This window comes from Pseudomonas sp. GD03862 (assembly GCF_029840855.1).
GTDB lineage: Bacteria > Pseudomonadota > Gammaproteobacteria > Pseudomonadales > Pseudomonadaceae > Aquipseudomonas > Aquipseudomonas alloputida.
Window position 1 is genome coordinate 1 of record NZ_JAOCDI010000034.1, and the last position, 24,673, is coordinate 24,673.

At 58.4% G+C, this 24,673-nt stretch carries 23 protein-coding genes; 3 read left to right on the forward strand and 20 right to left on the reverse strand.

What is annotated here, in order from left to right; all coding sequences use genetic code 11:
* Nucleotides 1-375: 375 nt before the first annotated feature.
* From N5D53_RS20090 to mobH, 6 genes are all read right to left on the reverse strand, one after another.
* On the reverse strand, nucleotides 376-2,598 hold the full coding sequence (locus N5D53_RS20090; protein ID WP_279840638.1) for a hypothetical protein: 2,223 nt from the start codon (nucleotides 2,596-2,598) through the stop codon (nucleotides 376-378).
* A 1-nt stretch (nucleotide 2,599) separates the two neighbouring features.
* The gene (locus tag N5D53_RS20095; protein WP_279840639.1) at nucleotides 2,600-3,757 is read right to left on the reverse strand and encodes an ATP-binding protein; all 1,158 of its coding nucleotides are present in this window, start codon (nucleotides 3,755-3,757) and stop codon (nucleotides 2,600-2,602) included.
* Between the two features lie 289 nt (nucleotides 3,758-4,046).
* Nucleotides 4,047-6,032, reverse strand: coding sequence for a DUF3732 domain-containing protein (locus N5D53_RS20100; protein ID WP_279840640.1), 1,986 nt, complete (start codon nucleotides 6,030-6,032; stop codon nucleotides 4,047-4,049).
* A complete protein-coding gene (locus N5D53_RS20105; protein WP_279840641.1) occupies nucleotides 6,032-6,526 on the reverse strand; it encodes a three component ABC system middle component in 495 nt (164 codons plus the stop codon). Before N5D53_RS20105 ends, N5D53_RS20100 begins: the two co-directional genes overlap by 1 nt.
* 39 nt (nucleotides 6,527-6,565) lie before the next feature.
* The gene (locus N5D53_RS20110; RefSeq protein WP_279840642.1) at nucleotides 6,566-7,738 is read right to left on the reverse strand and encodes an ABC-three component system protein; all 1,173 of its coding nucleotides are present in this window, start codon (nucleotides 7,736-7,738) and stop codon (nucleotides 6,566-6,568) included.
* Nucleotides 7,739-7,907: 169 nt separating this feature from the next.
* A complete protein-coding gene (gene mobH / locus N5D53_RS20115) occupies nucleotides 7,908-9,620 on the reverse strand; it encodes a MobH family relaxase (RefSeq protein ID WP_279840643.1) in 1,713 nt (570 codons plus the stop codon).
* A gap of 222 nt (nucleotides 9,621-9,842) precedes the next feature.
* Between mobH and N5D53_RS20120 the strand changes: the two genes are divergently transcribed.
* Both N5D53_RS20120 and N5D53_RS20125 read left to right on the forward strand, forming a co-directional pair.
* Nucleotides 9,843-10,037, forward strand: a complete 195-nt coding sequence (locus tag N5D53_RS20120) for a hypothetical protein (RefSeq protein ID WP_279840644.1) — start codon at nucleotides 9,843-9,845, stop codon at nucleotides 10,035-10,037.
* 125 nt (nucleotides 10,038-10,162) lie between these two features.
* Entirely contained in the window at nucleotides 10,163-10,528 is a 366-nt protein-coding gene (locus N5D53_RS20125; RefSeq protein WP_279840645.1) for a histone-like nucleoid-structuring protein, MvaT/MvaU family, read from the forward strand.
* An 85-nt stretch (nucleotides 10,529-10,613) separates the two neighbouring features.
* On the opposite strand, the gene N5D53_RS20130 is transcribed toward N5D53_RS20125, so the two are convergent.
* The 3 genes from N5D53_RS20130 to N5D53_RS20140 all read right to left on the reverse strand — a co-directional run bounded on the left by N5D53_RS20130 (nucleotide 10,614) and on the right by N5D53_RS20140 (nucleotide 12,623).
* Nucleotides 10,614-11,552, reverse strand: a complete 939-nt coding sequence (locus N5D53_RS20130; protein WP_279840647.1) for a zincin-like metallopeptidase domain-containing protein — start codon at nucleotides 11,550-11,552, stop codon at nucleotides 10,614-10,616.
* An 89-nt stretch (nucleotides 11,553-11,641) separates the two neighbouring features.
* The gene (locus N5D53_RS20135; protein WP_279840648.1) at nucleotides 11,642-11,962 is read right to left on the reverse strand and encodes a hypothetical protein; all 321 of its coding nucleotides are present in this window, start codon (nucleotides 11,960-11,962) and stop codon (nucleotides 11,642-11,644) included.
* A gap of 295 nt (nucleotides 11,963-12,257) precedes the next feature.
* A complete protein-coding gene (locus N5D53_RS20140) occupies nucleotides 12,258-12,623 on the reverse strand; it encodes a DUF3085 domain-containing protein (RefSeq protein WP_279840650.1) in 366 nt (121 codons plus the stop codon).
* A gap of 438 nt (nucleotides 12,624-13,061) precedes the next feature.
* On the opposite strand from N5D53_RS20140, the gene N5D53_RS20145 reads away from it, so the two are divergent.
* Nucleotides 13,062-13,427: a hypothetical protein gene (locus tag N5D53_RS20145; RefSeq protein ID WP_279840651.1), complete on the forward strand. Its 366-nt coding sequence runs from the start codon at nucleotides 13,062-13,064 to the stop codon at nucleotides 13,425-13,427.
* On the opposite strand, the gene N5D53_RS20150 is transcribed toward N5D53_RS20145, so the two are convergent.
* The 11 genes from N5D53_RS20150 to N5D53_RS20200 form a co-directional block, all read right to left on the reverse strand.
* Nucleotides 13,416-14,957 (reverse strand): conjugal transfer protein TraG N-terminal domain-containing protein, encoded by a 1,542-nt coding sequence (locus N5D53_RS20150; protein WP_279840652.1) that lies wholly within the window; start codon nucleotides 14,955-14,957, stop codon nucleotides 13,416-13,418. The genes N5D53_RS20145 and N5D53_RS20150 overlap by 12 nt on opposite strands.
* Nucleotides 14,958-14,966: 9 nt before the next feature.
* Nucleotides 14,967-15,272 (reverse strand): hypothetical protein, encoded by a 306-nt coding sequence (locus N5D53_RS20155; RefSeq protein WP_279840653.1) that lies wholly within the window; start codon nucleotides 15,270-15,272, stop codon nucleotides 14,967-14,969.
* The gene (locus tag N5D53_RS20160) at nucleotides 15,269-16,624 is read right to left on the reverse strand and encodes an integrating conjugative element protein (protein WP_279840654.1); all 1,356 of its coding nucleotides are present in this window, start codon (nucleotides 16,622-16,624) and stop codon (nucleotides 15,269-15,271) included. Before N5D53_RS20160 ends, N5D53_RS20155 begins: the two co-directional genes overlap by 4 nt.
* Complete coding sequence (locus tag N5D53_RS20165; RefSeq protein WP_279840702.1) at nucleotides 16,624-17,601, reverse strand: TIGR03756 family integrating conjugative element protein; 978 nt, start codon at nucleotides 17,599-17,601, stop codon at nucleotides 16,624-16,626. Before N5D53_RS20165 ends, N5D53_RS20160 begins: the two co-directional genes overlap by 1 nt.
* 221 nt (nucleotides 17,602-17,822) lie before the next feature.
* Nucleotides 17,823-20,564, reverse strand: a complete 2,742-nt coding sequence (locus tag N5D53_RS20170; RefSeq protein ID WP_279840655.1) for a conjugative transfer ATPase — start codon at nucleotides 20,562-20,564, stop codon at nucleotides 17,823-17,825.
* Nucleotides 20,564-20,983, reverse strand: a complete 420-nt coding sequence (locus N5D53_RS20175; protein WP_279840656.1) for a TIGR03751 family conjugal transfer lipoprotein — start codon at nucleotides 20,981-20,983, stop codon at nucleotides 20,564-20,566. The genes N5D53_RS20170 and N5D53_RS20175 overlap by 1 nt, the downstream gene beginning before the upstream one ends.
* Nucleotides 20,946-22,454 (reverse strand): TIGR03752 family integrating conjugative element protein, encoded by a 1,509-nt coding sequence (locus tag N5D53_RS20180; protein WP_279840657.1) that lies wholly within the window; start codon nucleotides 22,452-22,454, stop codon nucleotides 20,946-20,948. Before N5D53_RS20180 ends, N5D53_RS20175 begins: the two co-directional genes overlap by 38 nt.
* On the reverse strand, nucleotides 22,444-23,250 hold the full coding sequence (locus N5D53_RS20185) for a TIGR03749 family integrating conjugative element protein (RefSeq protein ID WP_279840658.1): 807 nt from the start codon (nucleotides 23,248-23,250) through the stop codon (nucleotides 22,444-22,446). Before N5D53_RS20185 ends, N5D53_RS20180 begins: the two co-directional genes overlap by 11 nt.
* Nucleotides 23,250-23,888 carry a PFL_4703 family integrating conjugative element protein gene (locus N5D53_RS20190; protein ID WP_279840659.1) on the reverse strand — a complete coding sequence of 213 codons (639 nt, stop codon included), beginning with the start codon at nucleotides 23,886-23,888 and terminating at the stop codon, nucleotides 23,250-23,252. Before N5D53_RS20190 ends, N5D53_RS20185 begins: the two co-directional genes overlap by 1 nt.
* Entirely contained in the window at nucleotides 23,885-24,286 is a 402-nt protein-coding gene (locus N5D53_RS20195; protein ID WP_279840660.1) for a TIGR03750 family conjugal transfer protein, read from the reverse strand. The genes N5D53_RS20190 and N5D53_RS20195 overlap by 4 nt, the downstream gene beginning before the upstream one ends.
* A gap of 7 nt (nucleotides 24,287-24,293) precedes the next feature.
* Nucleotides 24,294-24,671: a TIGR03745 family integrating conjugative element membrane protein gene (locus tag N5D53_RS20200; RefSeq protein ID WP_279840661.1), complete on the reverse strand. Its 378-nt coding sequence runs from the start codon at nucleotides 24,669-24,671 to the stop codon at nucleotides 24,294-24,296.
* Nucleotides 24,672-24,673 lie beyond the last annotated feature (2 nt).

The window sequence follows — 24,673 nt, forward strand, 5'->3', positions numbered from 1 at the left end:
TCTGGTCGTTTTCAGCCCATACCCTAGCCCATGCTTCGGGCGCCGGCTTTCAGTGAGCGTCCCTGGAATTTTCTGCCCGACGGTCTCGAACCTCCGAGCGCGCGAGCGCTTTTTTCAGGGAAAAGCCTGGCTTAAACATGCGCCTTTCACCTTGGGAAGGCTGTCGTATAGCCAGGCCTTGGCGTTCGCCCAGCCTCGGGCCCGCCGGCTTCCATCCTGTTCGCCTGCTACCCTCCAGGGCTGCGGCCTCTCTTGGCGCAGGCCCACCAGAGAGCGCGGATTTTTTCCGAGGATAGGGGCGAGTAAAAGCTGGTGTGGGATATCACGGCTGAGAGCAGCGGCCATAGCTTGAACGCGACCGATGCTCTCACCGATCTAGAATGGCGATTCCTCTCCAAAGAGAATCTTGATCGCATCGGTGTTGCCTTCCAAGGCAACTGTGATGTTGTTTCGGAGCTTCTCATCTACCTCTTTGTGAAGCCGAATTTTGCCAATAGCCAGTGCAGTGATGAACTCCATGGAAGCATCACCCCGCTCGAACCCGTGGCCCTGAACAACGCGCAAGATGATGTCGGCCATGGATGCGCTATGCGTCTCATGGGCGCTGTAATCAAGCTCGGTGGGCAACGCGGCTCTCAGGAATGCCCCTTGAATAATCCCGTCGTCGTAGCGAGAGAAGATCTCGGGAGAGAGCAGCACCTGTTGAAGCTCCCCAGATTCTAATCGCTTCGATTGATCGATTTTGGCACCTTTCCGGGCATTTTGCAGGATCCACAGAATGGTCAGAAAGATATCCGCACACGCAGCCACGGTGACATCGTTTGCTCCGCTGACAAATGCGAATCCTTTTGTAAGCTTCATTTGCCCAGGCTGGTAGCTGCTCGGCCAGAACGCAGCCTCCGAAAGGCCGTCAGTTTTAGCCTTATCGAATGCCTCGATACGTGCTTTTACGGCATCTGAAACGCCGTCTTCTCCGAATGAAAGCAAGCGGTTGAGTAGCTTCTGTTCCTGGTGCCAGTGGTTGTTGCAAGCGAGACTTGCGGCCGGGATCTCGATGAAAGATTTGAATACGTACTTTCGACTTCCTTTGGGCGGCTGCGTGAGATTCGAGGCAAGCTCCTCCATTAGCTCGTGCGAACGCCCCAGAAGCGCACCTACGAGGTAAACGCGAGTCCCAGATTCCTGGGCAGACCTGAGGCGGCGACTGATGCTGAGAAGCAATGTGCCTCGTTCCGCAGCTGCGGCAACGATGATCACCGAACCCTTGAACTTGTCCTTAGGGTCAAATTCTGAAGCGCTCACCACTTCACATTTGAGACCCTTTGCCTCGAGGAATGCCAAGGCGTCGATGGCCATTTTTTTACTGGCACCATCATCATCATGGATGATGAAAGAGGTCGAGGCAGGGGACTCCTCCATGAGCATTTGCTTGAACCATTTATCGAACTCATCAGTGCGAACGAGCTTGTCCTTGTTTACCTGGACGGTTCTGTAGCGTTCTCTTTGGGGGATTTGGCTGAAGCACGTGAACAAGCCTTTGCCCATGAACGAGAAAAACTTGGTCTGGAGTCCTTCCGGAAGGTGACCCATGCCAATGTTGAGCAGCCGGGTTTCGGTGTGCTGTGCAACAAACCTTTCGCCATGGATCCGAATAAGCTTACGACCCTCGGTTGACTCACTCTCGGCTACAGACTCGAAGTCCTCGGGCTTCTCAATGGTATGCAGCACGGTGCACGATTCTGATTGGCTAACGAAAGACAGGAAGGTTGCGACACGGGTAGGTGGGGCGCGGTTGACCTTAACCCACTCCTTGGCGAGTCCACAGTTGGTGGAGGCCGAAATCAGGCATAGCGAAGTGGCGGCATCGGCCAGGCTACCGTCGTTCAAGCCATCGTGTGAGTGAAACGACTTGATACTAGAGATCGTTTGATTGCCGAATTTCGTTTGGAATAACTGGATCGAGAGCGCTACTGGTAGGAACGCCATGGTGTCCAGGTAAATTGTCTCCGGCTCTCGCATGCCGTCACCGGAGGCATTCTTGATCACTTTGAGGCAGCAGAATGCCAGGAAGTGCGAATGCAGCGTCTCAGTAAGAAGGTTCTCTGCGCGGATGAAATAGTTGGAAGCGCGTGAGGAGGGTTTCGAGAATAAGAATCCAGCCGGCGCCTTGGTAAGCACAGATGTGCATTTGACGAGCTTCCGCATTCCAGCCTGGACAAAATTGTCGGTGGCTCGGGTGATGAGCTTGCCGATTCCTTTGTCGGCGCCGGCGACTTTTACGTATTTCGAGATTTCTCCGTGCTCGTTGAAAAAGGAGAATCCATACGATGGCGTCCCGCCACTGGAGCGTCGCTCCAGAGCAATGGCTATGGCTGACGACTTGTCAGCACACTCTTCTTTGAGCCATGCACGATGACAATCGGGTACTAAGAAGGTGACATGATCCGGCAGGACGTAGTCATTTAGCCGATTCTGCAGGGCCTCCGTGATATGAGCGTCTGTGATTCGTTCTGGGCCCGTGAAAAAAACCACGACATGCGCTGGTTCAGCAGTGGGGGAAGGGGTCAGGGTCACTTCAAAATCGAACAAGTCAGGCATCTCAGTTCACCGGAATGCAAATGGTGAATACGGTTCCTTCAGCTGCCACCAGCTCACGGTCACCGCTCCAATTCTTTGGGTTGAAATCTACGACTTGGTCTTGACCTTGGAATGCCTGATAAAGGCAGACTCTCCCTGTGCGGAGACGTACGTAGGCTTTTAGCTTGTTGAGCGCTTGGACTGCGTTGTGAAGGCCCATGCCAGATGTCACTGAGTCTTTGGTCGTGACATGTTTTTTGAAACACTCTAGGGTTGCTTCAAGCTCCACTGCTAGGGGGAGATCGTCGAGAGCTTCAACAGGAGCGCCTTGTTTGGCCGAGAGCCAACGTCGTGCTAGGCCCGGGCCGCTGTCAATGACGGAAATCTCAATGAATTCGAGGTATTCCGCATCCTTAAGCATGTTTCGCATCACGAACAGGGCAAACTGCGGCTCCTTGTGCGAAACAAGGTGGATGTCTTCCTTCTTGATCCTCCCGGATTTCACCGAGGTGCCTCTCAGTCCCTTTTTATATTTCACCCCATTAACATCGGTGACCGAGTGTTGATCTGCGTTAGCGATCAGCTCGGCAAGCACACTGCCGAGGGCAGGAAGCCCGCCCTTATGAAGTGCTTTCTTGTCCTGCTTGGTATGCATCAGCGCGGATGACATTTCCAAGAGGCTTGCGAACGAGGAGTGGGAATGGATCTGCGGGCTCGCTCCTCCGTAGTAGAAAGGTTTGATGAACTCCATTTTCGCGAAGTTGATGCTGAAGAGGTTAATGGTGGTAGGCCGCGCTCCTCGTTCGCTCGAGGTGTTCCGCAGGTCGCCGTCGTACATCGCTTCGATTAAAGGCCTGATCACGGTGAGGGCGGCGCGCTTTTCTATCGTTTCATGTGCCTCGGTCTCGATGCGAGAAGACATTATCAAAGCCGCTAGGCCAGCGGCAGTCTGGCCTAGCTGAAGAATGCGATCACGAGCGCTTTCAGCTCCCGCATACAGGTGGAGCAAGCTTTGCTCGTGCGCACGAGCCCAGCTGATTACCAACTGGGCAAGCGCCGCGTCGACCCCAAATAAGCCCCCGTGACTCATGGTCTTTGGGAGACGCAGGGAGGCGTCCTCTTTGCAGAGCGGGTATAGGTCTTCGATTTCGTATGTGTTCAGAGCCTTGGCGATTTTCATCAGCACCTCAAACAGTCCATCGTTCCGAGTGCTGAACCAGATTTCTGGACACACCCAGGTGAATCATATCGCCACCCATCATTGGCGCGATAGGCGATTTAAGCTTCATCGCGCCCTAGTACTAGGGGTTGGAGTGGGCTTTGGGGCAGCCTGGTCAGCTTCTCCAATAAGCTGCTGCCTTAAGAAGGACGCGACCTGATCCCATCAAGACCGCTTGTAACATCTTCTCAATTTACAACGTCCGCGCCTGTGGAGACTCTCCATCCTTTAATCAGAGGTTTTCGGTTTTTCAACGCTCGAAGCGTGGTGGCACAAGCTTTTCTCCATCCCGCCACTCTTCGGCCAAACTCACGCCTTCAATGCCGTCCCAAACCTCGCTGCCCGCGTGGTCGAGAACAATGATTTGGAGCCGACCTTTTGCTTTATTGACCCCCCTGGCAAGTACGCTGAACACCTTACGAACCGCATCGCGGTCTTCATCGTCAAGTACAGGTTCAGTGTCTCCGTCGTCGTCCACGCCTTTTCCTTTGCGCACCGCGCTTTTAACGGGGAAGTAGACTTGGCTTGGCTGGTCGAAGATCAGAAGGTGGGGAACAGAGTGATCCGGTTTCTTCAGGAAATAGAGTTGAAGCGCGAGTAGCATTGCGATGTGATAGGCCAGCCAGTTAGCTCCGCTACCCACCTCCCAAAGAAAGTCGTCGCGTCCGTCGTGCTTTACCTTGATTGCGAGGTCAGGGATGGAAAGGGTGATCTTGGCGTCCGCCCATTCCGCATCCAGATGGGGAGTGATCAGCGCGCAGATTTTGCTGATCTCTTCCAGGATTTGGCTGGTTTTCAGTTTTACTGTCGCGTCTGAAACCTGGGGCTCGAGCAGCTTTATTCGCTCCTCGAGCGCCTTCACTCGTTCTGTGAGCGTTGAGTCTGCTCTTGCCTCAGTGTAGGTCTTGATGGACTGCTGCATGCTACCCAAAAACTGGTCGATTTCCGTCATGCGCAACGAGTGCTTGGCGACGAGTTCGTCGCGGGTTTCGATGCCTTTTATCTCTGTCCGAATAGCAGCAAGTGTGTCGCTGTCTTGACGGATGAGATTGCGAATCCGGACGATTTCGCTCTCGACGGATGCCGACACTTTTGGTGTTGAATTGGCGACTTGCTCAATTTCTTCAAGGGCACTGCACAGTTCAGTGAGCTGCGTTGACGGAGTGAGAGTGGGAAACACCAGGGGATTCGTGTCCGAGCTATTTTCAGCGAGTTCTTTGAGCCAGGTAGACAGAGAAAGTCGCTGCCCGATTTTTTCAAGCGAAGATGAATAGTGTTTCGCCTCCGCTTTGATCTCCTTGAGGTCTTCCAACTTTTGCTTGGCTATAAAGATGTTGTCGCCAATTAGCGTCTCGCGCTCCCGTAGCACCGTCAGAACTTCCGATGATGACTCTGCAGCAGCAGGGGTGGTGACTGCATCACGAGATGATTTGTGGGCGATGCCCTGCAGCTGCATAAGAAGATCAGGCCATTCGGTCTGGGGCTGGACGGTAGCGTCCACCAATCCGTATTCCCTGGAGCGGTAGAACCAGACATGCGCTTCGGCTTTCCACTGCTTCGACACCGTTTCAATCGCCGTGAGCTCGCTCTGCAGCGTCTTGAGCTGTTTCCTCAGCTCCTTGAGTTCCCACACGATTACTAAAAGTTTCGAGTCGATTGCTCCAAGGATGAACGGAAAAATACTCTTCAGCTTTTCACGGTTACCATAGCTATCCGCTTTGTAGAAAAGGACATCTGGGTTAGCTACGATATTTTGCGGCTGGAAAGTAAATGCCATCAGATCGCGAAAGCTTGGCCGGTTCTTGAAGCCAAACTCGGCAGGGTCATCGCCGAAGCCGAGGTTGGGTAAGCCTGATAACCGGTTCAGAATTTCTTTCACGTTCTCACGATTGGTATTTTTACTGTCAATCGCATCGGGAATTTCGATTGACTGCCCCTCGATGATGAACATGTCATCTGTGGAGCGTTGATTGCCAGGTTCTATCCTAGCAATAAGCTTTTGACCCTCGTCAGTATCAATCAGGATCCCGAACCACTCACAAGTTTTACGGATGGTGCCTACCGGGATAGCGCAGCGCTCGGAGCCTAAGCAGTAGTCGATGATAGGGATAACAGCGGACTTGCCGGCCTTTGAAGAACCGCTGATGATGTTGACCTTGCCCGGCTCGAATTCAAGCTCTCGGTAGGCTCCACCGTTTTTTGGCCAAAGGATGAGCTTGCGAATTTGTAGTTTCATTACAGCTTAATCCTTAGAATTGCTTGAACTTCCTGTATTGTCAGTGTTCTGCACCATTGACCTAGCTTTTCAGAAGACCGAAGCATGTCCTTGATTTTCTCATTTAGGTCAGTAGGGGCTTTAGGTCTTAAGCTCTCTACTTCAGCATTAGCTGTATTGAGCGATATCAATCCGCACTGGATAGCAATGGAAATCGAGGCTAGAGTGACCTCTTTGAGTTTAAGCATTCGGCCTTGAATACCGTATAAAATTTCCTGCTCACCCTTGAATTTTCCTGCAAATACGCGCAGTCCCGATGAGGGGAAAGTAGATTTGGCCGCATCTCGAAGCTCTTGGTGATACAGGATAGGAAGCACTATGAAAAGTAACGGCATGCAGGGTAGTATTCCATTACCTTTTGGAGCATAACCTTCTACAAATCGCCAAACTAGCGAGGCACCTAAAGCAGGGTTCTGCATTAAGTAAATTTCGTCGAGGTCTTGATTAGGTCGCATCCTTGATCCTCATCTTGTTTTCCTTTGTCTGGCTTTTTGCTAAGAGGTGCTGCCAAGCTTCTTTTCTAGCAGCTCTTTATATGTGGGGTGCCACCCAATCAGCTGCTTATCGGCTAGATAATGAAAAGTTCCACGTGGGAAGTAGTTGGGTGCGCTTTTGCCATTTATTGGTGGGTTGAGTGCATGGCATCTCAAGAATAAAGACTCACCTTTTTCAACTGGGGAAAGCTCTGATGTAGAGCTCTTAATCTCTAAGTAGTTGCTTCGCCATAGCATCTTAAGGTCGTCTACATAGTCTTCAAACTGTGACTCGACGATGAATCCGGCCTCTGCCCAGCGGGTTTTCCCAGTTTTGGAGCGCATGAAATCTGTCATTGCCCTAAGCTTTTCTCTCTGGCCTTGTTCGATCAGTTCAAGCTGATACATCATCACAGGGTGCTTGGTGATGTTGGCTTCAACTTCCAGCCGCTCGGGACTAGGGACTGTGTAGGTAAGTAGGTATTCGTACGAGAATTTTGAGCAATAGGTAGAAAGCCAGTCGGCGAATGCATTTTTTTCAAGGCCCGCATGCTTGCGTGAGCCGATAAGCTCATCTGAGCGTAATTTTACCCAACCTATTACTGTACAGCAGACCTCGTCTAAAGATATCTCGGCAACTGTATTTCGCAAGATGTCTTTAATTGGTTTTACCGGGTCGCTGTCGCCGCATTCGTAACTAAATTTGATGATGAGCTGATGTAGTTTATCAGGGTCATAGTCTAGGAACTTTCTAACGTGTTGCTCGCAGCCGGTTGGCTTTTCTTTTTTGAACCGTTTGGTGATCTTCTCCACGGCTTCACGTGCATACTCAACAGAATGCGCGAATTTTAGAAGATCTGCGATATCACCTTGTTTGTGCTGTACTACATATAAGTGGAATCGGGTACGTGCTAAGTCAATATGGCCCGCCTCGATTGTATCAATCCAGTTGGCGAAGGTCTTCCAGAGATCGATTGACCAATCTGAAATTGGGTTAGTTACCAGTCCGCTTTTAGACTGCTCGACCGTGACCTCGCCGTCAGGCTGAACGACATCGGTGTCATCTAGAACCTCCAAGGCGACTACAGAGCCTGCAGGTGCGAGTAGCAGATGCAGGCATTGTCTCGTCGGTTGGATCGAAAATCCGTAATACTGCCCAGGTGCTGAGGATGTGGTCGATGGCGGGATTTGCATGCCTCTGTGCTCTTCCTTTGCGAGTCGCGGCGTGTCCAGGGAGCTATTTAGCCCAATGAGAGTGCTGTCAATGCCAAGCATGATATCAGATTGCTACTTTGGTTGGTTGACGGACACTGGGGGCTGCAGCCGAAGCCGTCAAGGCGACATCTAGACCATCCATCAATTTTCAAGACTGCAACGCTAGGAAGGGGTTGTCCTTTGGTGGATCGCGACTTAGCGTTTGGTGGCTACGCAACAAATAGCCATTCAATGAGGAGGATTTGCGGCGACCCTGCACTGCGCAGGTCCATACGTTTTGGCCATTGGGCTTTTTCAGATGTAGATCCAGTTTCTGAAATTGATGTTGGAGAACTCGCCAGGCTTCGCTTTCAGGGTTTTCCGCTGCTAGCTCTGGATGCTCCGCAGCGTAACGCTGGAAAATGCCCGGCGTGACCAGGAAAAAGGTGCCGTCCACGGTGTGGACCTTGGCTTTGCTGTCGTTGATTACTAAGCGATGAGTATGGATTCCGTCTCGCAGCCACTCGAGAAAGGCCAGCCCCACGGCATCCTGTGATTGCGCAGCGGCAGTTTTCAGGGATCCCGTATTTGATCCAGTCTCGAACTCGGCTGGCTCCAGCAGCATGTCCATCAGATCGTCGAGATAGTCGAAATCCTGATTCAGCGGCAAGGAAGTTGGTAGTTGTTCTTCCGCAGGTGCCTGCGGTCGCTCTAGAGCCGACTCGCTGGCTTCACTTGTCTGAAGGGGATGGCCCATCATCGGCTCAATTGTGCCAGCGAAGCATTCTGGACGTGGTTCACCGGCCCAGATCAGGCTCGGCTGCAGGCGGATGAATGTGAAGCTATGCTGCCAGTCACCGTCCGTGACAGTGGCGTTCCAAACCGCCTTGCCTTCCGGTGTCGCTTCCACCAATCCATGGGACTGCAGTTCATCGAACAAGGCGATGTTTGAAGAGGGAACTCCGTCCACGGCCTGAGCTAGCAGATGCGCGCGCAGCTTGTCGGTCGTGGCCTTGCTGACCAGCCACAGGTGGTCTTCGGTCAGCCAGCCGGCCGCGCCGGGCTGGTTGAGCTTGAACTCGTTCTTGATCAAGTGGCGCAGGCCCGTCAGCAGATGATGCTGCAGCGAGTGCTTGGGCGCCTGCAAAGCCTTCGCAGGATTGCCACCGATGTTTTGCGCGGTGGAGACACGGTCAGCCTGCAGCACCAATTCCCCGAGGGTCCCAGCGTGCTCGTAGTGGTCGGCGAGCAGAAACAGCAATTGACTCCATAATTCGGGGTAATCGCTGAGCCAGTTGAGTAGGGCGGGCGATAGGATCTGCGTATAGAGCAACCCCGCCGCGGCACCGTGCAGCTTGTAATCGCGGCCTGAGTGGTAGCGGAAACGGTAGGGCTGTTTCAGCGGGCCATGCCAAGGATGCCAGCACTCGCCGTTCTGGTACTCCACCAGCAGGTCGACGGCGATTTTACCGATGTCATGAAGCAGGGCGCCGTAGGCAATAGCAGCGCTCCAGGCATCGGACTGTGCAGCCTGGTCTTCTGGTGCAGCTCCACTGGGGAGAAGGTAGGACTGGCGCAGCTTCAAGCTGCAAGCCATCAGTTCCAACCCGTGATCGAGCATGCCCCCGGGATAGGCGTGATGATGGCTTTCGCTGGCCGGAAGTTGCTGTACGAAGCTGGCGTAGCGGCGGATGGGCTCGAGGTAGAGCCGATCAAACTGCGCTTCGGAGAGGGCCGTGTACTGCCAGATGCGTTCGAGCAGCTTTCTCCGGTGATCGGCGGCGAGTAGAGATTCGGCCGACAGGGGAAGCAGGAAGCCCTCGGCGATGGGGGTGGGCTCTGCCGCCTCACCTTTTCGAAATTTCAACCACCACCATTTCATCGCATGACCTGCTGTTCGTTCGGGAGGTCCTTTTGCCTTTTCGGATAGAGCTCTTACCCTTGCGCCCCCTTCCATTGCCGCCGTTACCCTTTACCGCCTTGACCCTTTTTACGCGTTTGATAATTCGAAGCCAGATCCATCGGGATCGGCGGCCGCTCGGAATAGCGGTCCCTTTGTTCAGGGCGTAGACTGCCCGGCATGATTTCTAGAGCTGGGGCGCGGATGACGTTGAGTGATGCGGTATTGGTCGTGTTATTGGCTGATCGGATTCATGGCACGGATGCAGCCATCCGATCTGCAGCCAAGCGCTGTGCGAAAAAACTGCCCCGCAGCCAGCGCGATATCGTGTTCAAGATTGGAAACAGCGCAAATCCGCGGAAACTTGTGGCGCACCTGTGTCAGCACTTGCCTGATTGAGCTCCCAAACGAGGTCGTTTTAACCGGCACCTTGCAAGAGCGCGTGCGCTTTAAGTAAACCCTCGGCTAAATCCGCAGTCTCAGTTATTATCCCAGCACTTGCCCCACGCCTAGGAAGATTATTCATGTCCAAACTTGCCGAATTCAAAGCACTGGAAGCGCAACTGGCCGCGCAGCTGCAACAGCTGGATGCCATGAAGAACGACTCTGGCTTGAAGCAGGAAATCGAGTTCGAACAAAAACTCAGAGCCTTGCTGGAAGAGTACGGCATGAGTCTGCGCCAGGTGATCACCATCCTGGACCCTGCCAAGGCCCTCAACGTAGTCACCGTAAGTGCGTCCAGCACCGCTCAGCGCAAACCTCGTGAGGTGAAGCGCTACAAGAATCCGCATAACGGCGAGGTAGTGGAAACCAAAGGCGGTAATCACAAGACCCTCAAGCAGTGGAAACAAGAGTACGGCTCGGACACCGTTGAGAGCTGGGTAAAGTAATCACAGGCTTCATGAGTGCGGCGAATGCTGCGCTGCAGACAAAATAAAGGCCCCGGATAGGGGCCTTTTTGCTGGGTGAGTGGAATCACGCGGTGAGACGAGCTGGCATATCCGTGGCTTGATCAGACTGCAAGGCCAATAGGTACTCAGAGGCTTCCCGGGCCTGACCACTGGCGCGGAAAATGGCTCGTTTGTCTTCCTTGAGTATCTTCAGCCAGGACGCCAGGTATTCCTCGTGACGCAACTCACCCGTGGTACCGGTGAGTGCGCAGAGAAACGCGGCGCCCATTTCTGCGACCAGCTCCTCGAAGGCATATGCCGTGGAGCCGAATGCATGCCCGCCGGTGATACCTTCACGGTTTAGACGAGTACGGTGGCCCGACCAGTGTGTCAGCTCATGCAGCGCCGTTGCGTAGTAGCTGCCGACGTCTTCGAACTGCGCCTTTGTGGGCATTTGGATCAGATCACGAATCGGCTGATAGAACGCGTCATCGCTGTAGCGATGCTCGATTCGCGCCCCGCTGGCGACCAGCAGTTGCTCTGCCGGTTCATGATCGATGAAGGTCGTGGGCTCAGTGCGCTCGGTGGAGGCTGGCTCCTCGTCAGGCAAGCCTTCGGTCTGCTCAATATTGAACAGGCAGTGCGTGCGCAGTATCGCGAACTGCACCAATTTGATGTTGCCCTGTTCATCGCGAACGACCTGGCCGTCCTCGTCATGCGCCTCCTTGCTCATCGGTTTGTATAGCACCGCGAGGGTGGATTGCTCGCCCTTGCGCACATGGCCGCCAGCCTTGCGTGCCTGATTGAAGGTCAGCCAGCGATCCTGGGTAAACCCTCGCAGGCGGGCCTCAGCCCACAAGAGTGGAACGTTGATGCCGGCGTAGGGCCGCCGGGTAATGGCGTTGATGGGGAATGGGAAGTCAGAGCTCGAGCCTGCGGTGCTCCAGGGTTTGATCCAAGGGATCACGCCTTGGCTCAGGGCACTGACGATTTTGTTGGTGACGTCCAGGTAGATATCGGACATGGCGTTCTCCGGTCGTGAAGGGGGGAACGCTGCCCGGCCGGGAAGGGTTCCCGGTGGGGGTAGAGGAGGGTGCGACGGTACTGAGTGGGTCAGAGGGCGGCGATGTCTACCGCGCTCTCATCAGGCAGTCGGACGAGTAAAAAAGCCGGGCCGCTGCGTGGTGTGACGCGAGCCAGCTGAAGCTGTGGCAAATGGGCAACTACTGAAGTGCCGTTGCTCTGCAGGTCGAGCTGCAGTGCTACGGGACGGTGCAAGGCCAGCGGTGCAGAGGTCAGCGCGCAATCGAGCAGGTCTGCCAAGCGCAGTGCGGACTGTCCAACCGGTTCCTCGTCTGTGGCAGGTTCAATGAACTGCCGCCAGACACCTGGGCTCAGTACAATGGCAGTGGAGAGGTGGTTCATGCTGGACATGGTGGCCTCCGGTTAGCAGGTTCCGCGTCACCTTTCTGAGGTTTGGTGTGGATTTGCCCGATCCGATCAACCCACCGAGCAGGGAGCGTGCGTCCATTAAAACGCGCCTGAACGTGGGGTCAATCTCCGATCCTGACCTCTTTTGAACGGGTCTATCCAGGGCGTTCCAAGGAAGATTATCGGACTTGAATTCCTGACCAGCGGCGATCTCCACTCAGTCTGAACGTAGTGTGTAATGCCTCCCGAAAGGCGCGGTAGGTGCCTCTCGGGAAGCGCGAGGTGCTCGCCTTTACGTTCAAGGTCTTCCCGCAGTATCAACCTCGGCTGCCAGGTACAGATGGGTAGAGGTGGCCTCCACCACCAGCGAACCTGCAGTGCCGCGAAGGCTGGCGAGAACGGGATCATCGACGTCGAAGTACTCGGCAAAATCATCGCCGCCGAATTCATCGCGGGCGCGATTCCACCAGGTGTCGAAGTCGTCGACGGCAGGGTTGCAACCGGTGGCGTAGGCCACGCGTTTGCGCCCACCGCCATCCGGCTTGCTCTCGCCAACCTCTGATATGAGGTAGACGCCGTGGTCTTTGACCAGTATCACTCTGCAACCGTTGATACCGGCCTCTGCTAACACGGCGTGAAGTTCAGTGCCTGTGAAACGCAACATGATGAGATCCTCCAGAAGGTGCGGAGGAATGCCACCCATGCGGGAGAATTCCCAGCACTGGAATGGATTGGGTTGGGTGCGTCGAAGACGCGGACTCAGAGAGCTATGGGGGATTAGAAGGCGTTCATCACCGGGGAACGGTGACCATGCGAGCTGCCGAACGCGAATCACATTTGGGGATAACCATCACGTGTGTGACGTAGCCTCAAAGGTTATGGCTACCTGGGATGCTGGAAAACCAGCGATTGCACTTACTCAATATCAGGCAGGCTGGCTGTGGTCAACGGTGGGGCAGATGTAAAGTCAGGCTCCGTTTCCGCATTGTTCCATGGCGATGTTTCAGTCCGCTATTGAACGATGAGCGGTGCTGTTCGCGGGTCGGAAAGGAGTAGACTTGAATCTTGGATCCAACGGGCTACCGGCCTGTGGAGGTGCAATATGAGTAGCAAAATCCGGCCTCATTCAGTTCCGGGCCGTATGGGTTCTAGCCTTGGAACAGCCTGGCGAAATTTGGCATCCAAATTAGTAAGCTCTCAGAGTTCGACTCAAAGACCACATAGACAACTTTGGGTGACGGCAGCTGTTAGGCTGCTTTGTTTGATCGGACTTGCTGCTGTAGCTCTCGCCTTTGCTTTGCTGATCATCACCAATCTGGTAGTTGCCCTGGTTCGATGCTGGTGGGAGAACGCCGAACCTGCGGCGAGTCGAGAAGATTCAGCCCCAGACTATTTGGGGGCTGATCTTTATATTGGCGATTACGATAGCAACGGCAATTACATAGGTGATTGCAAATCATCTGATTGATTTTTTGCCGGCACTCGTTAATTGGCCTGTGCCTTTGCTTGCTGCGTCAGATGCATTCTTGCCTCCGTTTGCCAACATACTCTGGATCCCGTTACCCACGGCATATCCTGCCCAGCTCATGGTGCCCACGAACAGCGCTGGCAAGACAATGAACATTGCGCCCATGACGTACTCGATCACCTGCGCGGTGACCGTCCCGTCCATGAATCCTGCTGTGGGCAACGTCAATAGCGCCTGGTCTGTGGCAGAGACCTGGTTGTACAGCGTTTCCAGCATGCTTGAATCGATCCAGCGCGCGAGCTCCCACCAGAACGTCAGCATGTGCAGGGTGAACAGCGCAAAGGTTACCGTCATTAGCGCCTTGAGCTGGTAGGTGCTGATCAGCAGCACCAATGGCAAACTGATGATCGTGCCCATGATCAGGAAGGCTTGAACCATGGGTAAGGCTGCACGCAAGGCATTCATCGCCGGGAAATTGCTGAAAGACCCCAGGGCCAGGCCGGTGTTGGTGGCTAGGTTGTTGAGCCCCTGCGTCATTGAACCACCCCGGGCACTGCTGCCGTAGTCCTGGAACACCTGCCCAGGTGCCATGCTCAATGATTGCTGGCGTGGGCTCACCAATTCGCGCAGGGTGGCGTCTTCGATGTCTGTGGACGTGCGGCCGGTCAGCCAGCCTCGCAGCTGCGAGATGAGCGACGGATCGATCTCGGCCACCAGGCGATCACGCAGTCCGATGGTGCCATCGCTCCACCACTGCTTGCAGGTGGGATAACCGGCACCGTTGTCGAGCTGGGGCAGGGAGGTGTCACGGGTCTCGTCGTAGGGCCAATCGACTCTGGGCGTTCGCGATCGATCGGTATCGTAGTAGCCCGGTGTGTTCAGCAGGTAGGTCGAGCCAATCCAGGACGCGTCGTAGCTCTGCGATTCGTCCAGTTCGGGCCGATTGGTAAACAACCGCGAGCGCGAGAAGCCATAGCAGTCCCGGGTGAAATCGGCGACTTCCTGCAGCAGCACCTGGTCGTTGATCCGTGAGCTGTCGATTTCCATGCGCATCGCACGGATGTCCGGTGCACATGGGATTGAGGCAGTGGCGGCGGCGGTGATGCCTTTGCTCATGGCATGTACCAGGAACCACCACACGGGCACGTTCGCGGATTTCTCGCCGATGGTATTGAAGGTTGTGCCCCAGGCGGTGTCGGCTGGCTTGGCCACGGATACCCCGCAGCGCTGGCTCGCAGCATCATCGAAGCTCACGGAGGACAGGTTCAGCGGGAAAAACGGCATGCAGCCAAACAGAATGACCACGTAGCTCATCCACAGTCGGTTCTCGACGCGAGGGATCGATAACAAACCTTTGTTACCCTCGTCGGCGCCCTGTTGGCGGGCCGACAGCCATTCCTGCAGGATGATTCCACCGAAGGGCGCGGCGAACAGCCCGGTGTCCGCCAAAGTGTTCCAGATACCGTTGTTGATGATCCAGGCCAGCAGCGACAGGTAATACTCGAGGTAGCTGTTGGTGCTCATATTCATGACTGCACCTCACATGCGAGACAGTTCGACCAGGATGATCGAACTGAAGCCGATCAATCCCAGGTGCTTCAGCCGTTGCTGATCTGCAGGGTTGGGCCGCCTGCGCAACGATGCGGTCCAGCCGGCAAGCATCAGGGTGTACAAAAGGGCGCGCCAGCATGCGAAGTAGGGCGTGCTCGCGCGTGCTGGTTGGAGCCAACTCAGTTGGGTGGCAGACAAGTGCAGCGCCATCCAGGCAATCAGCAACATGCCCAGCACGGCGCCGAGGATCAGAAGCACACGCGCAAGCGTGTACTTCACAGAAAACGGGATCATGGCGTCCTCCTCTCTTGCTCGGCCCGGCGCAGTCGGTCCGGCTCTGGATCGCGCTGGTCGATGATGCGTGAGGCCTCGGCACCGCCGGCGTAACGATCGAGGACCAGGCTGGCGGTATTGGTGGCCAGGGCCTGGCGTACCTGCAGCTCGGTTTGCAGCAGGCGGATCTCGCGCTCCAGGGTTTCGACGTTGCTGTTCAGGGCGCTGGTGGCGGGTTGTGCCGAAGCCACGTTGGGCTCATGGCTGCCGGCAAACAGCGTGCGCTGTAACAGCATCGCTTTGTAGATCACGCTGGAGAGCGCGGTCTCGCTGGCCAGGCGCCGGGCCAGCAGATTCTGGTCGGGGTCGTCGCGCAGCCCCTCGATGACACCTCGGGAGACCTGCAGCAACGGGCTAGAGACTTTGCCCAGGTTCTCTGGTGTCGGCTGCTCGGCACCTGAGACCATGCGTTGTAAGCCTTCCAGGTTTTCCGTGTAGGTTTCCTGGATCAGCGGGGTCAGACCAGTGCCTGCGGCTACCCGCAGTGTCTCGCAGTCGTCGCAGGTCTGCACCTCGGTTTCGCCGAGCACACGCGTCGCCCACTGGGAGGCCTCCTCGGGACTCGACCAGGCTTGGCAGATGGCGCCATTTTGGCAACCCGAACCCAGAGCTGAGGTATCCTCGACCGCCCGGTTGTGCAGCAGGTTGTAGCCGGCTTTGACGACGTCCGACGTCACCCGGATGGGTTGCTGGCCGTTGCCACCGGCTTTTTGCCCGCCCACCCAACTGACGCCGTTGTTGCCGTTGTTGGATTCGGTGTCCTTCACCGCCGTCACGGCATCACCGCCGGACTGCTCAAGGTTGTGCTGCATTTCCTGGTTCTGCGCCAGCGCGCCCCAGCCGGCCTGGTCGACCTTGTCAGCCATCTTCGCCGCCATTGCCTGGCAGGTGAGCTTGGATCGGTCGAAGTCGATCCGTCCCTGCAGAACACCATTGCTCAGTAGCTCATACAGCCCGGGATTGGCCCGCTGGATTATCATCGCCGGCAGCGACATTACCGCCTGTGTGGCGTTCTGAATGACGTTGCCCATGATCTGCTGGAAGCCCTGGGTGGCGCCATTGAGCTGGTTTTGGAGGGTGTTCGAGAGGTTCATGTTTCCGCACATCATGTTGGCGCGCCAAGACATGCCCACGCCAAGGCCATTGGGTCGGTAGAGCGAGGAGGGCGCTCCTGCCGCTGAACCGCCGCCGATGGTGTACATCACCCGGTCGTCCAGCACCTGGGCCTGGTCACCAAGGTGGTAGCCGTTCTCGGCGGCGTGGCCCACGGCATAGACGAGGAAGCACAGCAGACCGAGCGAGAGGGTCTTCATCATTGGCCTCCGTCAAAATCGATGCTGAACAGGAAGGTCTGGCCCATGCGCTGGCAGCAGCGGTAGGGCCGCCACAGCGACCAGGCATAGGCGCCGTCGGCGCTCTGGATCGTTGGGCTGGGGAAGATGGCGCAGGTGTTCTGGGTCACCGGTGTGAGCAGCTGCCAGCGGTGGTTGTTGACGTTGTTCTCCAGTACCGGCTGCGGCGGCCAGTAGCCGGGCGCAGGCATCGGCTGCAACGGCCGATAGACGTGCGGCTGGCCAACGCGGGTGATGAAGTCACTGGCGCGCTGGGCCATCACCGCAGCCGCCTTGAAATCGTCGGGCTGCACCAGAAAACCGTGGCGTGGGTAGACGCTACCCCACATGTCGCCGAGTGCCTGGTTGCCTATCTCGCGCATTCCCGGCACCAGTGCCTGCGGGTAGACGGATTCGGGAATGGCCTGGCGCCACGCCAGCGGGTCGAGGGTACTGAGGTAGTAGGGCACAAACGGCACCGCACCGCTTGGGCACGCATAGCCGAACGTATGCGCCAGGGCGGTCAGAGCAGCCCCGCCGGGGTGCCCGATACCGTCGACATTCTTGAACCGTGGCAGGTTATCGCGCTGCGGCGAAGGCGTGATCAGGTTGCCTCCCCCTTGTGACACTGGCGTCGGTGTCGACAGTGTCGACATCTCGCTCCAGGGGTTGGCGCCGGTGCCGGCGTAACTCGACACCACTAGCTCGGGAATGAAGTGACGAATCTTCGGCGAGGTGCGCACCGTGCAGCCGAACGGCGTGCACAGCAGCCAGTAGCAGATACCGACGACCCGGTACTCCAGGCACTGCAGCGAAGTGACGGAGGCGATGATGGTCGGGGTGGTCAGTGCCAGGCACTGCTCGGTGGCGATGAGCAGAACCGCCGCAGTGAGCGCACGGCGTCGGTCAGTCTTCCTGGGCTTCGGTGATCTGCAGGCGGTAGAGGCGGTCACGTTCATGGGCAACGCTCGGCAGGTGGCAGCGGTGTGCGTCCATGCGCCAAGGTTCAGCATCCCGGATCCGGTGCTGGAGGAGGGGAGAGAAACTGAGCCCGGGTTTATCGATTTCGTCTGGCGGGCTGATTCAGCAGAGCGAGTCTGGAAAAATACCGAAAGAGTACAAATGTGCTCTTTTCGTTTTTTGCTGAGTGAAAGGGCATGAACGGCTCAGGCGGCATCGTTCACGACATCCCGCGCAGGCGATCGATGTCGGCCGCGACCTGCAGGGCGGCCTCCAGCTCGGACTGCTGGTGCTCTTCCATCAATCGCCAGCGCTGGGCTTTTTCCTCGGGCTCGGTCATGGCCAGAGCGAGGTACAGGCTCGGCGGCACTGCGCGGAACAGTGTCTCCAGGTTCTTCGACAGGACCACGCCCTCGGTGTACTTGCCCGAGGCCTTGCTCGCGGAGAGCAGCAGCGCCTTTTGCGCAGGCGTAAGTTTCTTGAAGCGGGCGATTTCCTCGATTTCCGCCGGCGGCATGTTCAGGCAGATCCACCACTCAATCATGTTGAGCATGGTCTGCGCCGCGTCGGGGAAGTCAGCCAGGTTCTGCGTGGCCAGCCAGAACCAGGCACCCAGCTTGCGCCACATCTTCGTGCCCTTGACCACAAAGGGGGTCAGCAACGGGTTCTTGGTGATGATGTGGCCTTCGTCGGTGACCATGATGATCGGTCGCCCCAGGTACTGATCGCGCTCGGCGATGTTGTTTACCGTGTTCATCAGGCTGATATAGCTGATCGACATCTGCGCCTCGTAACCCTCACGGGCGTAGGTGGCGAGGTCGACGATCGTCACATCGCTCTCCGGCCAGGGCGTGCCGGGCCGGTCAAATAGGGCGCCCTCAAAACCCTGGCAGAACAGGTCGATGGACTCGGCCATCTCCTGGGCGCGTTCCCGGCGTTTGTCAGGCAAATGGGCGTCGCTGGCGACCTGGCGCAGGGCATCGCGCACATGACGGGTCAGCACCTGTTGCTCGGCGGCTGCGCAGTGCTGGGCGGCATCGAGGATGCACTCGCGGATCAGGCTGCGGTCTGCGCGGGTCAGGCGCGCCTCTTCCTTGGCTTCACCACCGGTGATCATCAGTCGCGCGGTGATCTCCAATTCGCCCAGCACGTCGCGCTGCTCATCACTGTCCGGTGCGGTTTCATCCAGGTCTTCGGTCGACAGGCTGGCGACCTGATCGGGGTGCTCGATCAGCCGACGGGCATCGGCGAACGGCGCCAGGCTCAGGCCACTGCCGGGTTTGAGTTGCACCTTGTTGACGGACAGCCCGAGCGTGGCGAAGTAGTCGCCCTGCAGGCCAAAGGAGTTGCCCGCTTCAACGATGAACAGCCGCGGCCGGTACACGGCCATGATCTGCATCAGGATCGAGACCAGGGTGGCCGACTTGCCAGCGCCGGTCGGGCCGAACAACAGCAGGTGGCCATTCATCGAGCGGTCGAAACGTGACAATGGGTCAAACGACAGCGGTGCCCCCCCACGGTTGAAGAAGGTGATGCCTGGATTGCTGGTGCCGACGCTGCGGCCCCAGAGTGGCAGCAGGTTGGCGACATGCTGGGCAAACAACAGCCGCGTGTACCAATTACGTGTGTCTCGGACCGGGTTGTAGACCATCGGCAACCAGCGCAAGTAGCTGTTGCAGGCGGCCACTTCGTCGCCCTCACGCACCGGCTGCAAGCCGGCGCCGAGCAGGACGTTGGCGGCCTGAACCGAGCGCTGGCGCAGCTGCTGTTCATCCGCACCGCGCAGGTACAACGCCAAGGTGCCGCGGTACAGCTTGTGCTGGCGCCCGATCAGCGCTCGGGCTTCTTCCACGTCCTGGCGGGTCTGGGTTGAGGCGAGGTTCTCGCCGATGGCTTTACGTGCCAGGCGGTTGAGTTGCTCCTCGAGCACATCCTGGGGCGTGATCACCAGGGTCAGGCTCATCACCGCCTGCTCGGGCAACTGATCGAACAAGGCGTTCAACGCCTCGCCTTTACGCGTTTCGCCGGTCAGCTGGCCGATATGCGGCGGCCTGCGCAGCTTGTCGACCACCATCACCGCATGGGGCTGTTGATCGAAGTACCAAAGGCCCTGTTCGCTATCGGAGCGCGGCTCCTGGAAGAACAGCCGCTCCGCGAAATCGTGGTCGAACGGCAGCGGCAGGTCCTCGCCGTCGTCCGTCTCCGGATAAGGCACGCGTCGATAGAACGCCGCGGGGGACTCGTCGGTGAGAGTAGGGGACGGGTTGAACCAGGGCAGCAACCAGGCGTAGAAGTCGCGTCCGGTCAACCGTCGAGGGCTGACCCCGAGGGCCTGCAGCGAGGCCACCAGGCGGTCGCAGGTGCGACCCAGCAGCTGAGTCGGGCTCTGCCCGTCATCGTCACCCTGGTCGCCGAGCCAGCGGTAAACCACCAGGCGAATCCGCCGATTGCTGCCGCGCCAGGGCAGGTGAGACACGACATGGTCATCGAACAGCCCACCCGGTTTAGCAATGGCGTCGAGGTGACGCTGCATCGACGTGAAGAAGGCCTGGGTGAATGGTGTGCCGCGAGCCCTCGGCGCGATATAGCGCTCCAGGCGTTCGAGGTACGGGGCAAAGTCACTGTCGTCCTGGCAGAAAAACTGCACCACCCAGGGCGCCTGGTCCAGTTCGTCGAAGCTGTCCTGCAGCGCATCCTCTAGGGCGTCGCGGGCCGCCATCAACCACTCGGGCTCACGGCCCTCGGTACCGATCGGCTGCAGCTCGAACACCGCGCCCACCGAGCGGTTGTCGTCGAGCAGAAAGCACTGCTCCTCCTCGAGGTATTCGACCCAGGGCAGGTGATCGGTGAAGCTGGGATGGTGCGCATACTGGCCGGCCTCGTCGGCAAGCGTCGCGCGCCGGCGCTGTGCCGCGCGCCAGGGCTTCCAGCGTGGCGGGTGGCGACTTGCGTCATCGGCCATCACAGATCGTCCAGGCGTTCGCCGGGCAGCGCGTACTGGACCTTCTCGTACAGCGGAAACACGGTCGAGTAGCCTGGCACCGGGGTCTGCTGGGTACCGGCCAGGTGCGGGTACACGTACATGACCAGGTCCGGGTTGGGCAGGCGCGGGAACTGGGCGCGGATTTCGTTGGCAGCCGTGCGCGTATAGGCATTCTGGTCACCTATCAGGCGCTCAGGGTCGAGCACTGGACGGCGCAGTTCGCCACGCGCTTCCTGCAACTGCTGCTGGGAACCGACGGAGCCACCGCCATTCCAGATGTCCAGCATGGTTTGATCGCCGTGGGGCAGCATTTCCTCCTTGCTGGTGGAGCAGCCGCTCAGGTGCAGGGCGAGCAGCAGACTAATCCAGATCCAGTACCGAAACGGATGGGCTTTCATGGTTCACTCTCCGGCCTTTCGGCTCGTAGTCGATGCTGATCTCGTGATCCAGGTGCAGCGCTACCTTGGCCCCGGGCGGCACGTAGATGGCGGCAAAGGCTTCACCGTAAAGCTTGTTGATCCACTCACGGATATCGCCAATGCCACCGCTGATGACTGAGTTCAGCGCGCTGTTGCCGCTGTTCTGGGTCAGGCCCAGGCTGCCGCCGGCCGAGTTGATGAACGAGGTGTTGGTCTGCTCGCTGCCCAGGGCCGCGGCGAAGCCGGCACCGGCTGCGGTGATCAGGCTCTGGCTGCCCAGGTATTGCTGGGCGTTGGAGCGGCGCTCCCCAGAAATGCAGGGAATGCCGTAGGGATCGGAGATGTAGCCCAGCCCCCCACGGATCTTCTCGGTGTCCGAGGTCTGGGCGGTGCTGCGATTGCGGCTGACGACCTTTTGCGGCTGTGGCACCGTGCGGACGGTACCGTCGCTGAAGACAAAGGTGATCGACTCGACCTGGCCGCGCACGCAGGACAACGTCCAGTCGCCGGCGGCGGTGCCGCTCATTACCGCGCCGACCACGTCCGGCAGGTCGATGCCATTGGCGGTAAGGTTGTCCGGGCCCACCAAGACCTTGAACGGATAGGGGTCGTTCACGGTGCCGTCTACCGGCACCCGGCCAATGAGCGCGGTCATGGCGATCGAGCCCATCAGCGTCGAGTTTTCAGGGAGGGTGTAGACGGGTCTGGCGCCCTCGGCGCGGTCCTGGGTGTTCTCCAGGTCACGCTCACCTTTGGCAACGGCACGCAAGCGGTCCTGGCCACGATCGATGGCGTTGTTGTCCAGACCATGCAGGTCCTTGAACGTCGACGTCAGCGATGACAGCGGACCGTCAGCTTTGCTGGCGTCGTCCTGGCCGGCGCGCGCATTCGACGGTTCGATCCACTGCATCGCGTCAGCCGGCTGCTGAGCTCCCGAAAACTGTTGTTCGTCGCCGGGCTCAAGGCCAAAGCCTGCGGGGAGATCCGACTTCGCGGCCGGCTTGCTGGTGAGCTGATCCTTGAGCCTGGACAGCAGGCCCTGGGTTTCGCGGTGCTGCTGCTCGGCCTTTTGCCGGGCATCGTTGGCCTGCTGGCGCTGCTCGGTAACTTGCTGGGTGACGCTGCTCAAGGTGCTCTGAATGCGCGTGTCGATATTGCCTTCGCGCGAGCGCAACCGGTGGTTTTCGGTTTGCAGCGCATCGTTGCCTTTCTTCAGAGTCTGCATCTCGCTGCGCATCGCCTTGACCTGGCCGATCAGGGTGGCCATGGTGTCGCGTGGGGTGTCGCCAGCGATGCCCAAGGCCTTGGCCTGTTCCGCGCTGAGCGTGGTTTTATCCGGATCGTGCGCGGTCTGGCTTTCCGGCGAGGCCATCCAAGATTTGAAGATGATCAGCACGATACCCAGCAGGACCCCGGGTACCAGCCATTGCAGCAGGCCATTAGCTTTCATGATCGGCAGCCTCTGACGTTGGCGGGGGCAACAGCATGGCGTGCTTAAGATCGCTGCCGCGAGTAACGAGGTAGGCCACGGTGGTGTCCTCAGGCGTACCAGCGAGGCCGAGGTCTGCGTGCTGGAACGTCGCGGCGTACAGCGTGGCCTGCAGATGACGCGGGTCCAGCGCGACCTTGCCGGGGCCGCGGTTCACGATCTTTACCGCCGTTACCCAGTAATCGCCGAGCCGCCACGCAGCAAGCGCCTTGATCGAAACCCGCTCGGTGGGCAGCAAGGTGCTGAATGCGATGGAGTCGGTCAGCGGCACACGCCGTACGCCAGGCAATGGCGCCACGGTACGCAGAGGTGCATAGAGGTTCTGCGCGGCATAGCGGGTCAGCACCACCGGTACCGGAGTCGCCGCAGGTGCTGCATCTTTTTCAGTGTCCGCGTCCGGCACCTGAATCTGGGTCACGATCTTGACCGGTTCCAGCGCCTCGCTGCCCTCAAGCGCCTCGATATCGATCAGGATGATGTCGCCCGTCTTCACCGACTGCAGCTGCAGCCGGGTAGGGGGCAGCGCTTCGGCGGCGCGCAGATACACCGTACCACCGACCGACTGCACGCGAAGTTTGCTGGCGATCGCACTGGGCAGTCCAACGCGAACGTCTTCATGGAGCATCAGCACCCGCTCCTTGCCCACCGTGAGCGGAACGGCCAAGGGCAAGCGGTCCCAGTATTTGACCTCGACTGCGCCGACCGCTGAACACCAGCCGCTGGCCATCACCAGAATCAGGATCAAGACACGCATCATCACGCACCTCCCGGCTGCGTCAGCTTCTGCGGTGTGCCTTCGTAGCAGTCCAGCGCCAGGCCCCACTTGTTGCGTTCAGGATCGACGTCGAATCGCACTACCCGCAGCGGATAGCGCACGACCACGCGCTTTACCGGCTCGGCGGCGTAGTACTCGTCGGCGTTGAGGTCGAGCTTGACCAGCCAGCTGTGCTTATCAAGCTGCTTAACCCGCAAGTCGGGGTCGTCGCTGTAGCCGCGGCCCAGCACCTCGTATACGCCGCGCACCCGGCCCCGCAGTTCGCCGGCGGCCTTGCGAAATTCAAAGTCGCCATCGAAGAACGTCTTGCACGCGGGCGTCAGGTAGGGCTGCAGAGCAAAGATGGCGCGGTGGTAGTCGACCTCACCGTCGGTGGGCCAGCGGTTGAGTTGGCCGAAGATGTACAGGGCGAAGGCGTAGATGTTCTCGGGTGGCACATCCCACCATTTGCGCGTGCTGCCTGAGCGCAGATCAGGTGGTACGTGAATGGTGAGCTCGGAGGGCGCGGCCTGCCAGCCGTACCACAGCCCGCCGCACAGCAGCGCCAGGACCGCCACGGCCAAGCGCAGGCTGAAGATGTGCGCCTGCTGCGCATCCACCTTGTTACGGAAGCGGCTCATGGCGTGGCCCTCACATGCCGACGCGTACGGCGCACGGTCCACGGCCCCGAATGCAAGATCAGTTGGTGCGAACCGATGCCCCAGTGCACTGCCAGGTGCCACTGCAGGCGCCGGTACAACCAGGTTTCGGGGCGGGCGCGCTTGGCCCGGCGCAGCAGCTTTCCGCCGCCGAGCAACACCAACGTCATGCACAAGAACATGCAGGTGGGGAGGGTGGCGATGGAGGCTGTGGCCACCGCCAGCGGTGCACCGAGGATCACGCCCAGCGCGGCACCGACGATCAGGGCGACCCACATCTCGTCGTTGGTGAGGCCGCGCAGGACGGCTGGGTCACGATTGAGGCGCTCCGGCAGGAAGGTCAGCGTGCCGTCAGGGAGGGTGGCAGGGGCGTCGGACATGAGGACCTCACAGAATCGTCGCGGCTTTGGTGAGGAACCACAGGATCACCACCACCAGCAGTGCGCCGACGCCGACCACTGCACCAAGGTCCTTCCATGTCCTGCGCTGGTTCTGCACGTCAGCGTAGACAGTGAGCGAATGCCAGGCCACGCCCAGGAAGGCGAGGGTGGCGATCAACAGGCCGAGCAGGATGCCGCCGTCGTAGGCGTAGTTCTTGATGGTATCGATCAGCCCCGAACCCTCGCCGCGAGAGGGCGCTTCCATAGTCGGTAGGTCGGCCATGGCGAACGTCGAACTCAGCAAAACTAGACCGCCGAACAGGGCTTTGGAACAGGTATTCCCCAGCAGGAGAAACGGGCGAATGAAGTGGCGGGAGAGTTTCATGT

What these genes read in the sequence shown, in the direction of transcription:
- N5D53_RS20140 (WP_279840650.1), bottom strand. Translation starts at nt 12,623, where the DNA reads ATGTTGCGTTTCACAGGCACTGAACTTCACGCCGTGTTAGCAGAGGCC.
- N5D53_RS20095 (WP_279840639.1), bottom strand. Translation starts at nt 3,757, where the DNA reads ATGAAAATCGCCAAGGCTCTGAACACATACGAAATCGAAGACCTATAC.
- N5D53_RS20105 (WP_279840641.1), bottom strand. Translation starts at nt 6,526, where the DNA reads ATGCGACCTAATCAAGACCTCGACGAAATTTACTTAATGCAGAACCCT.
- N5D53_RS20200 (WP_279840661.1), bottom strand. Translation starts at nt 24,671, where the DNA reads ATGAAACTCTCCCGCCACTTCATTCGCCCGTTTCTCCTGCTGGGGAAT.
- mobH (WP_279840643.1), bottom strand. Translation starts at nt 9,620, where the DNA reads ATGAAATGGTGGTGGTTGAAATTTCGAAAAGGTGAGGCGGCAGAGCCC.
- N5D53_RS20160 (WP_279840654.1), bottom strand. Translation starts at nt 16,624, where the DNA reads ATGAAGACCCTCTCGCTCGGTCTGCTGTGCTTCCTCGTCTATGCCGTG.
- N5D53_RS20180 (WP_279840657.1), bottom strand. Translation starts at nt 22,454, where the DNA reads ATGAAAGCTAATGGCCTGCTGCAATGGCTGGTACCCGGGGTCCTGCTG.
- N5D53_RS20145 (WP_279840651.1), top strand. Translation starts at nt 13,062, where the DNA reads ATGAGTAGCAAAATCCGGCCTCATTCAGTTCCGGGCCGTATGGGTTCT.
- N5D53_RS20175 (WP_279840656.1), bottom strand. Translation starts at nt 20,983, where the DNA reads ATGAAAGCCCATCCGTTTCGGTACTGGATCTGGATTAGTCTGCTGCTC.
- N5D53_RS20090 (WP_279840638.1), bottom strand. Translation starts at nt 2,598, where the DNA reads ATGCCTGACTTGTTCGATTTTGAAGTGACCCTGACCCCTTCCCCCACT.
- N5D53_RS20190 (WP_279840659.1), bottom strand. Translation starts at nt 23,888, where the DNA reads ATGAGCCGCTTCCGTAACAAGGTGGATGCGCAGCAGGCGCACATCTTC.
- N5D53_RS20125 (WP_279840645.1), top strand. Translation starts at nt 10,163, where the DNA reads ATGTCCAAACTTGCCGAATTCAAAGCACTGGAAGCGCAACTGGCCGCG.
- N5D53_RS20135 (WP_279840648.1), bottom strand. Translation starts at nt 11,962, where the DNA reads ATGTCCAGCATGAACCACCTCTCCACTGCCATTGTACTGAGCCCAGGT.
- N5D53_RS20110 (WP_279840642.1), bottom strand. Translation starts at nt 7,738, where the DNA reads ATGCAAATCCCGCCATCGACCACATCCTCAGCACCTGGGCAGTATTAC.
- N5D53_RS20195 (WP_279840660.1), bottom strand. Translation starts at nt 24,286, where the DNA reads ATGTCCGACGCCCCTGCCACCCTCCCTGACGGCACGCTGACCTTCCTG.
- N5D53_RS20120 (WP_279840644.1), top strand. Translation starts at nt 9,843, where the DNA reads ATGACGTTGAGTGATGCGGTATTGGTCGTGTTATTGGCTGATCGGATT.
- N5D53_RS20185 (WP_279840658.1), bottom strand. Translation starts at nt 23,250, where the DNA reads ATGATGCGTGTCTTGATCCTGATTCTGGTGATGGCCAGCGGCTGGTGT.
- N5D53_RS20150 (WP_279840652.1), bottom strand. Translation starts at nt 14,957, where the DNA reads ATGAATATGAGCACCAACAGCTACCTCGAGTATTACCTGTCGCTGCTG.
- N5D53_RS20165 (WP_279840702.1), bottom strand. Translation starts at nt 17,601, where the DNA reads ATGAACGTGACCGCCTCTACCGCCTGCAGATCACCGAAGCCCAGGAAG.
- N5D53_RS20130 (WP_279840647.1), bottom strand. Translation starts at nt 11,552, where the DNA reads ATGTCCGATATCTACCTGGACGTCACCAACAAAATCGTCAGTGCCCTG.
- N5D53_RS20100 (WP_279840640.1), bottom strand. Translation starts at nt 6,032, where the DNA reads ATGAAACTACAAATTCGCAAGCTCATCCTTTGGCCAAAAAACGGTGGA.
- N5D53_RS20155 (WP_279840653.1), bottom strand. Translation starts at nt 15,272, where the DNA reads ATGATCCCGTTTTCTGTGAAGTACACGCTTGCGCGTGTGCTTCTGATC.
- N5D53_RS20170 (WP_279840655.1), bottom strand. Translation starts at nt 20,564, where the DNA reads ATGGCCGATGACGCAAGTCGCCACCCGCCACGCTGGAAGCCCTGGCGC.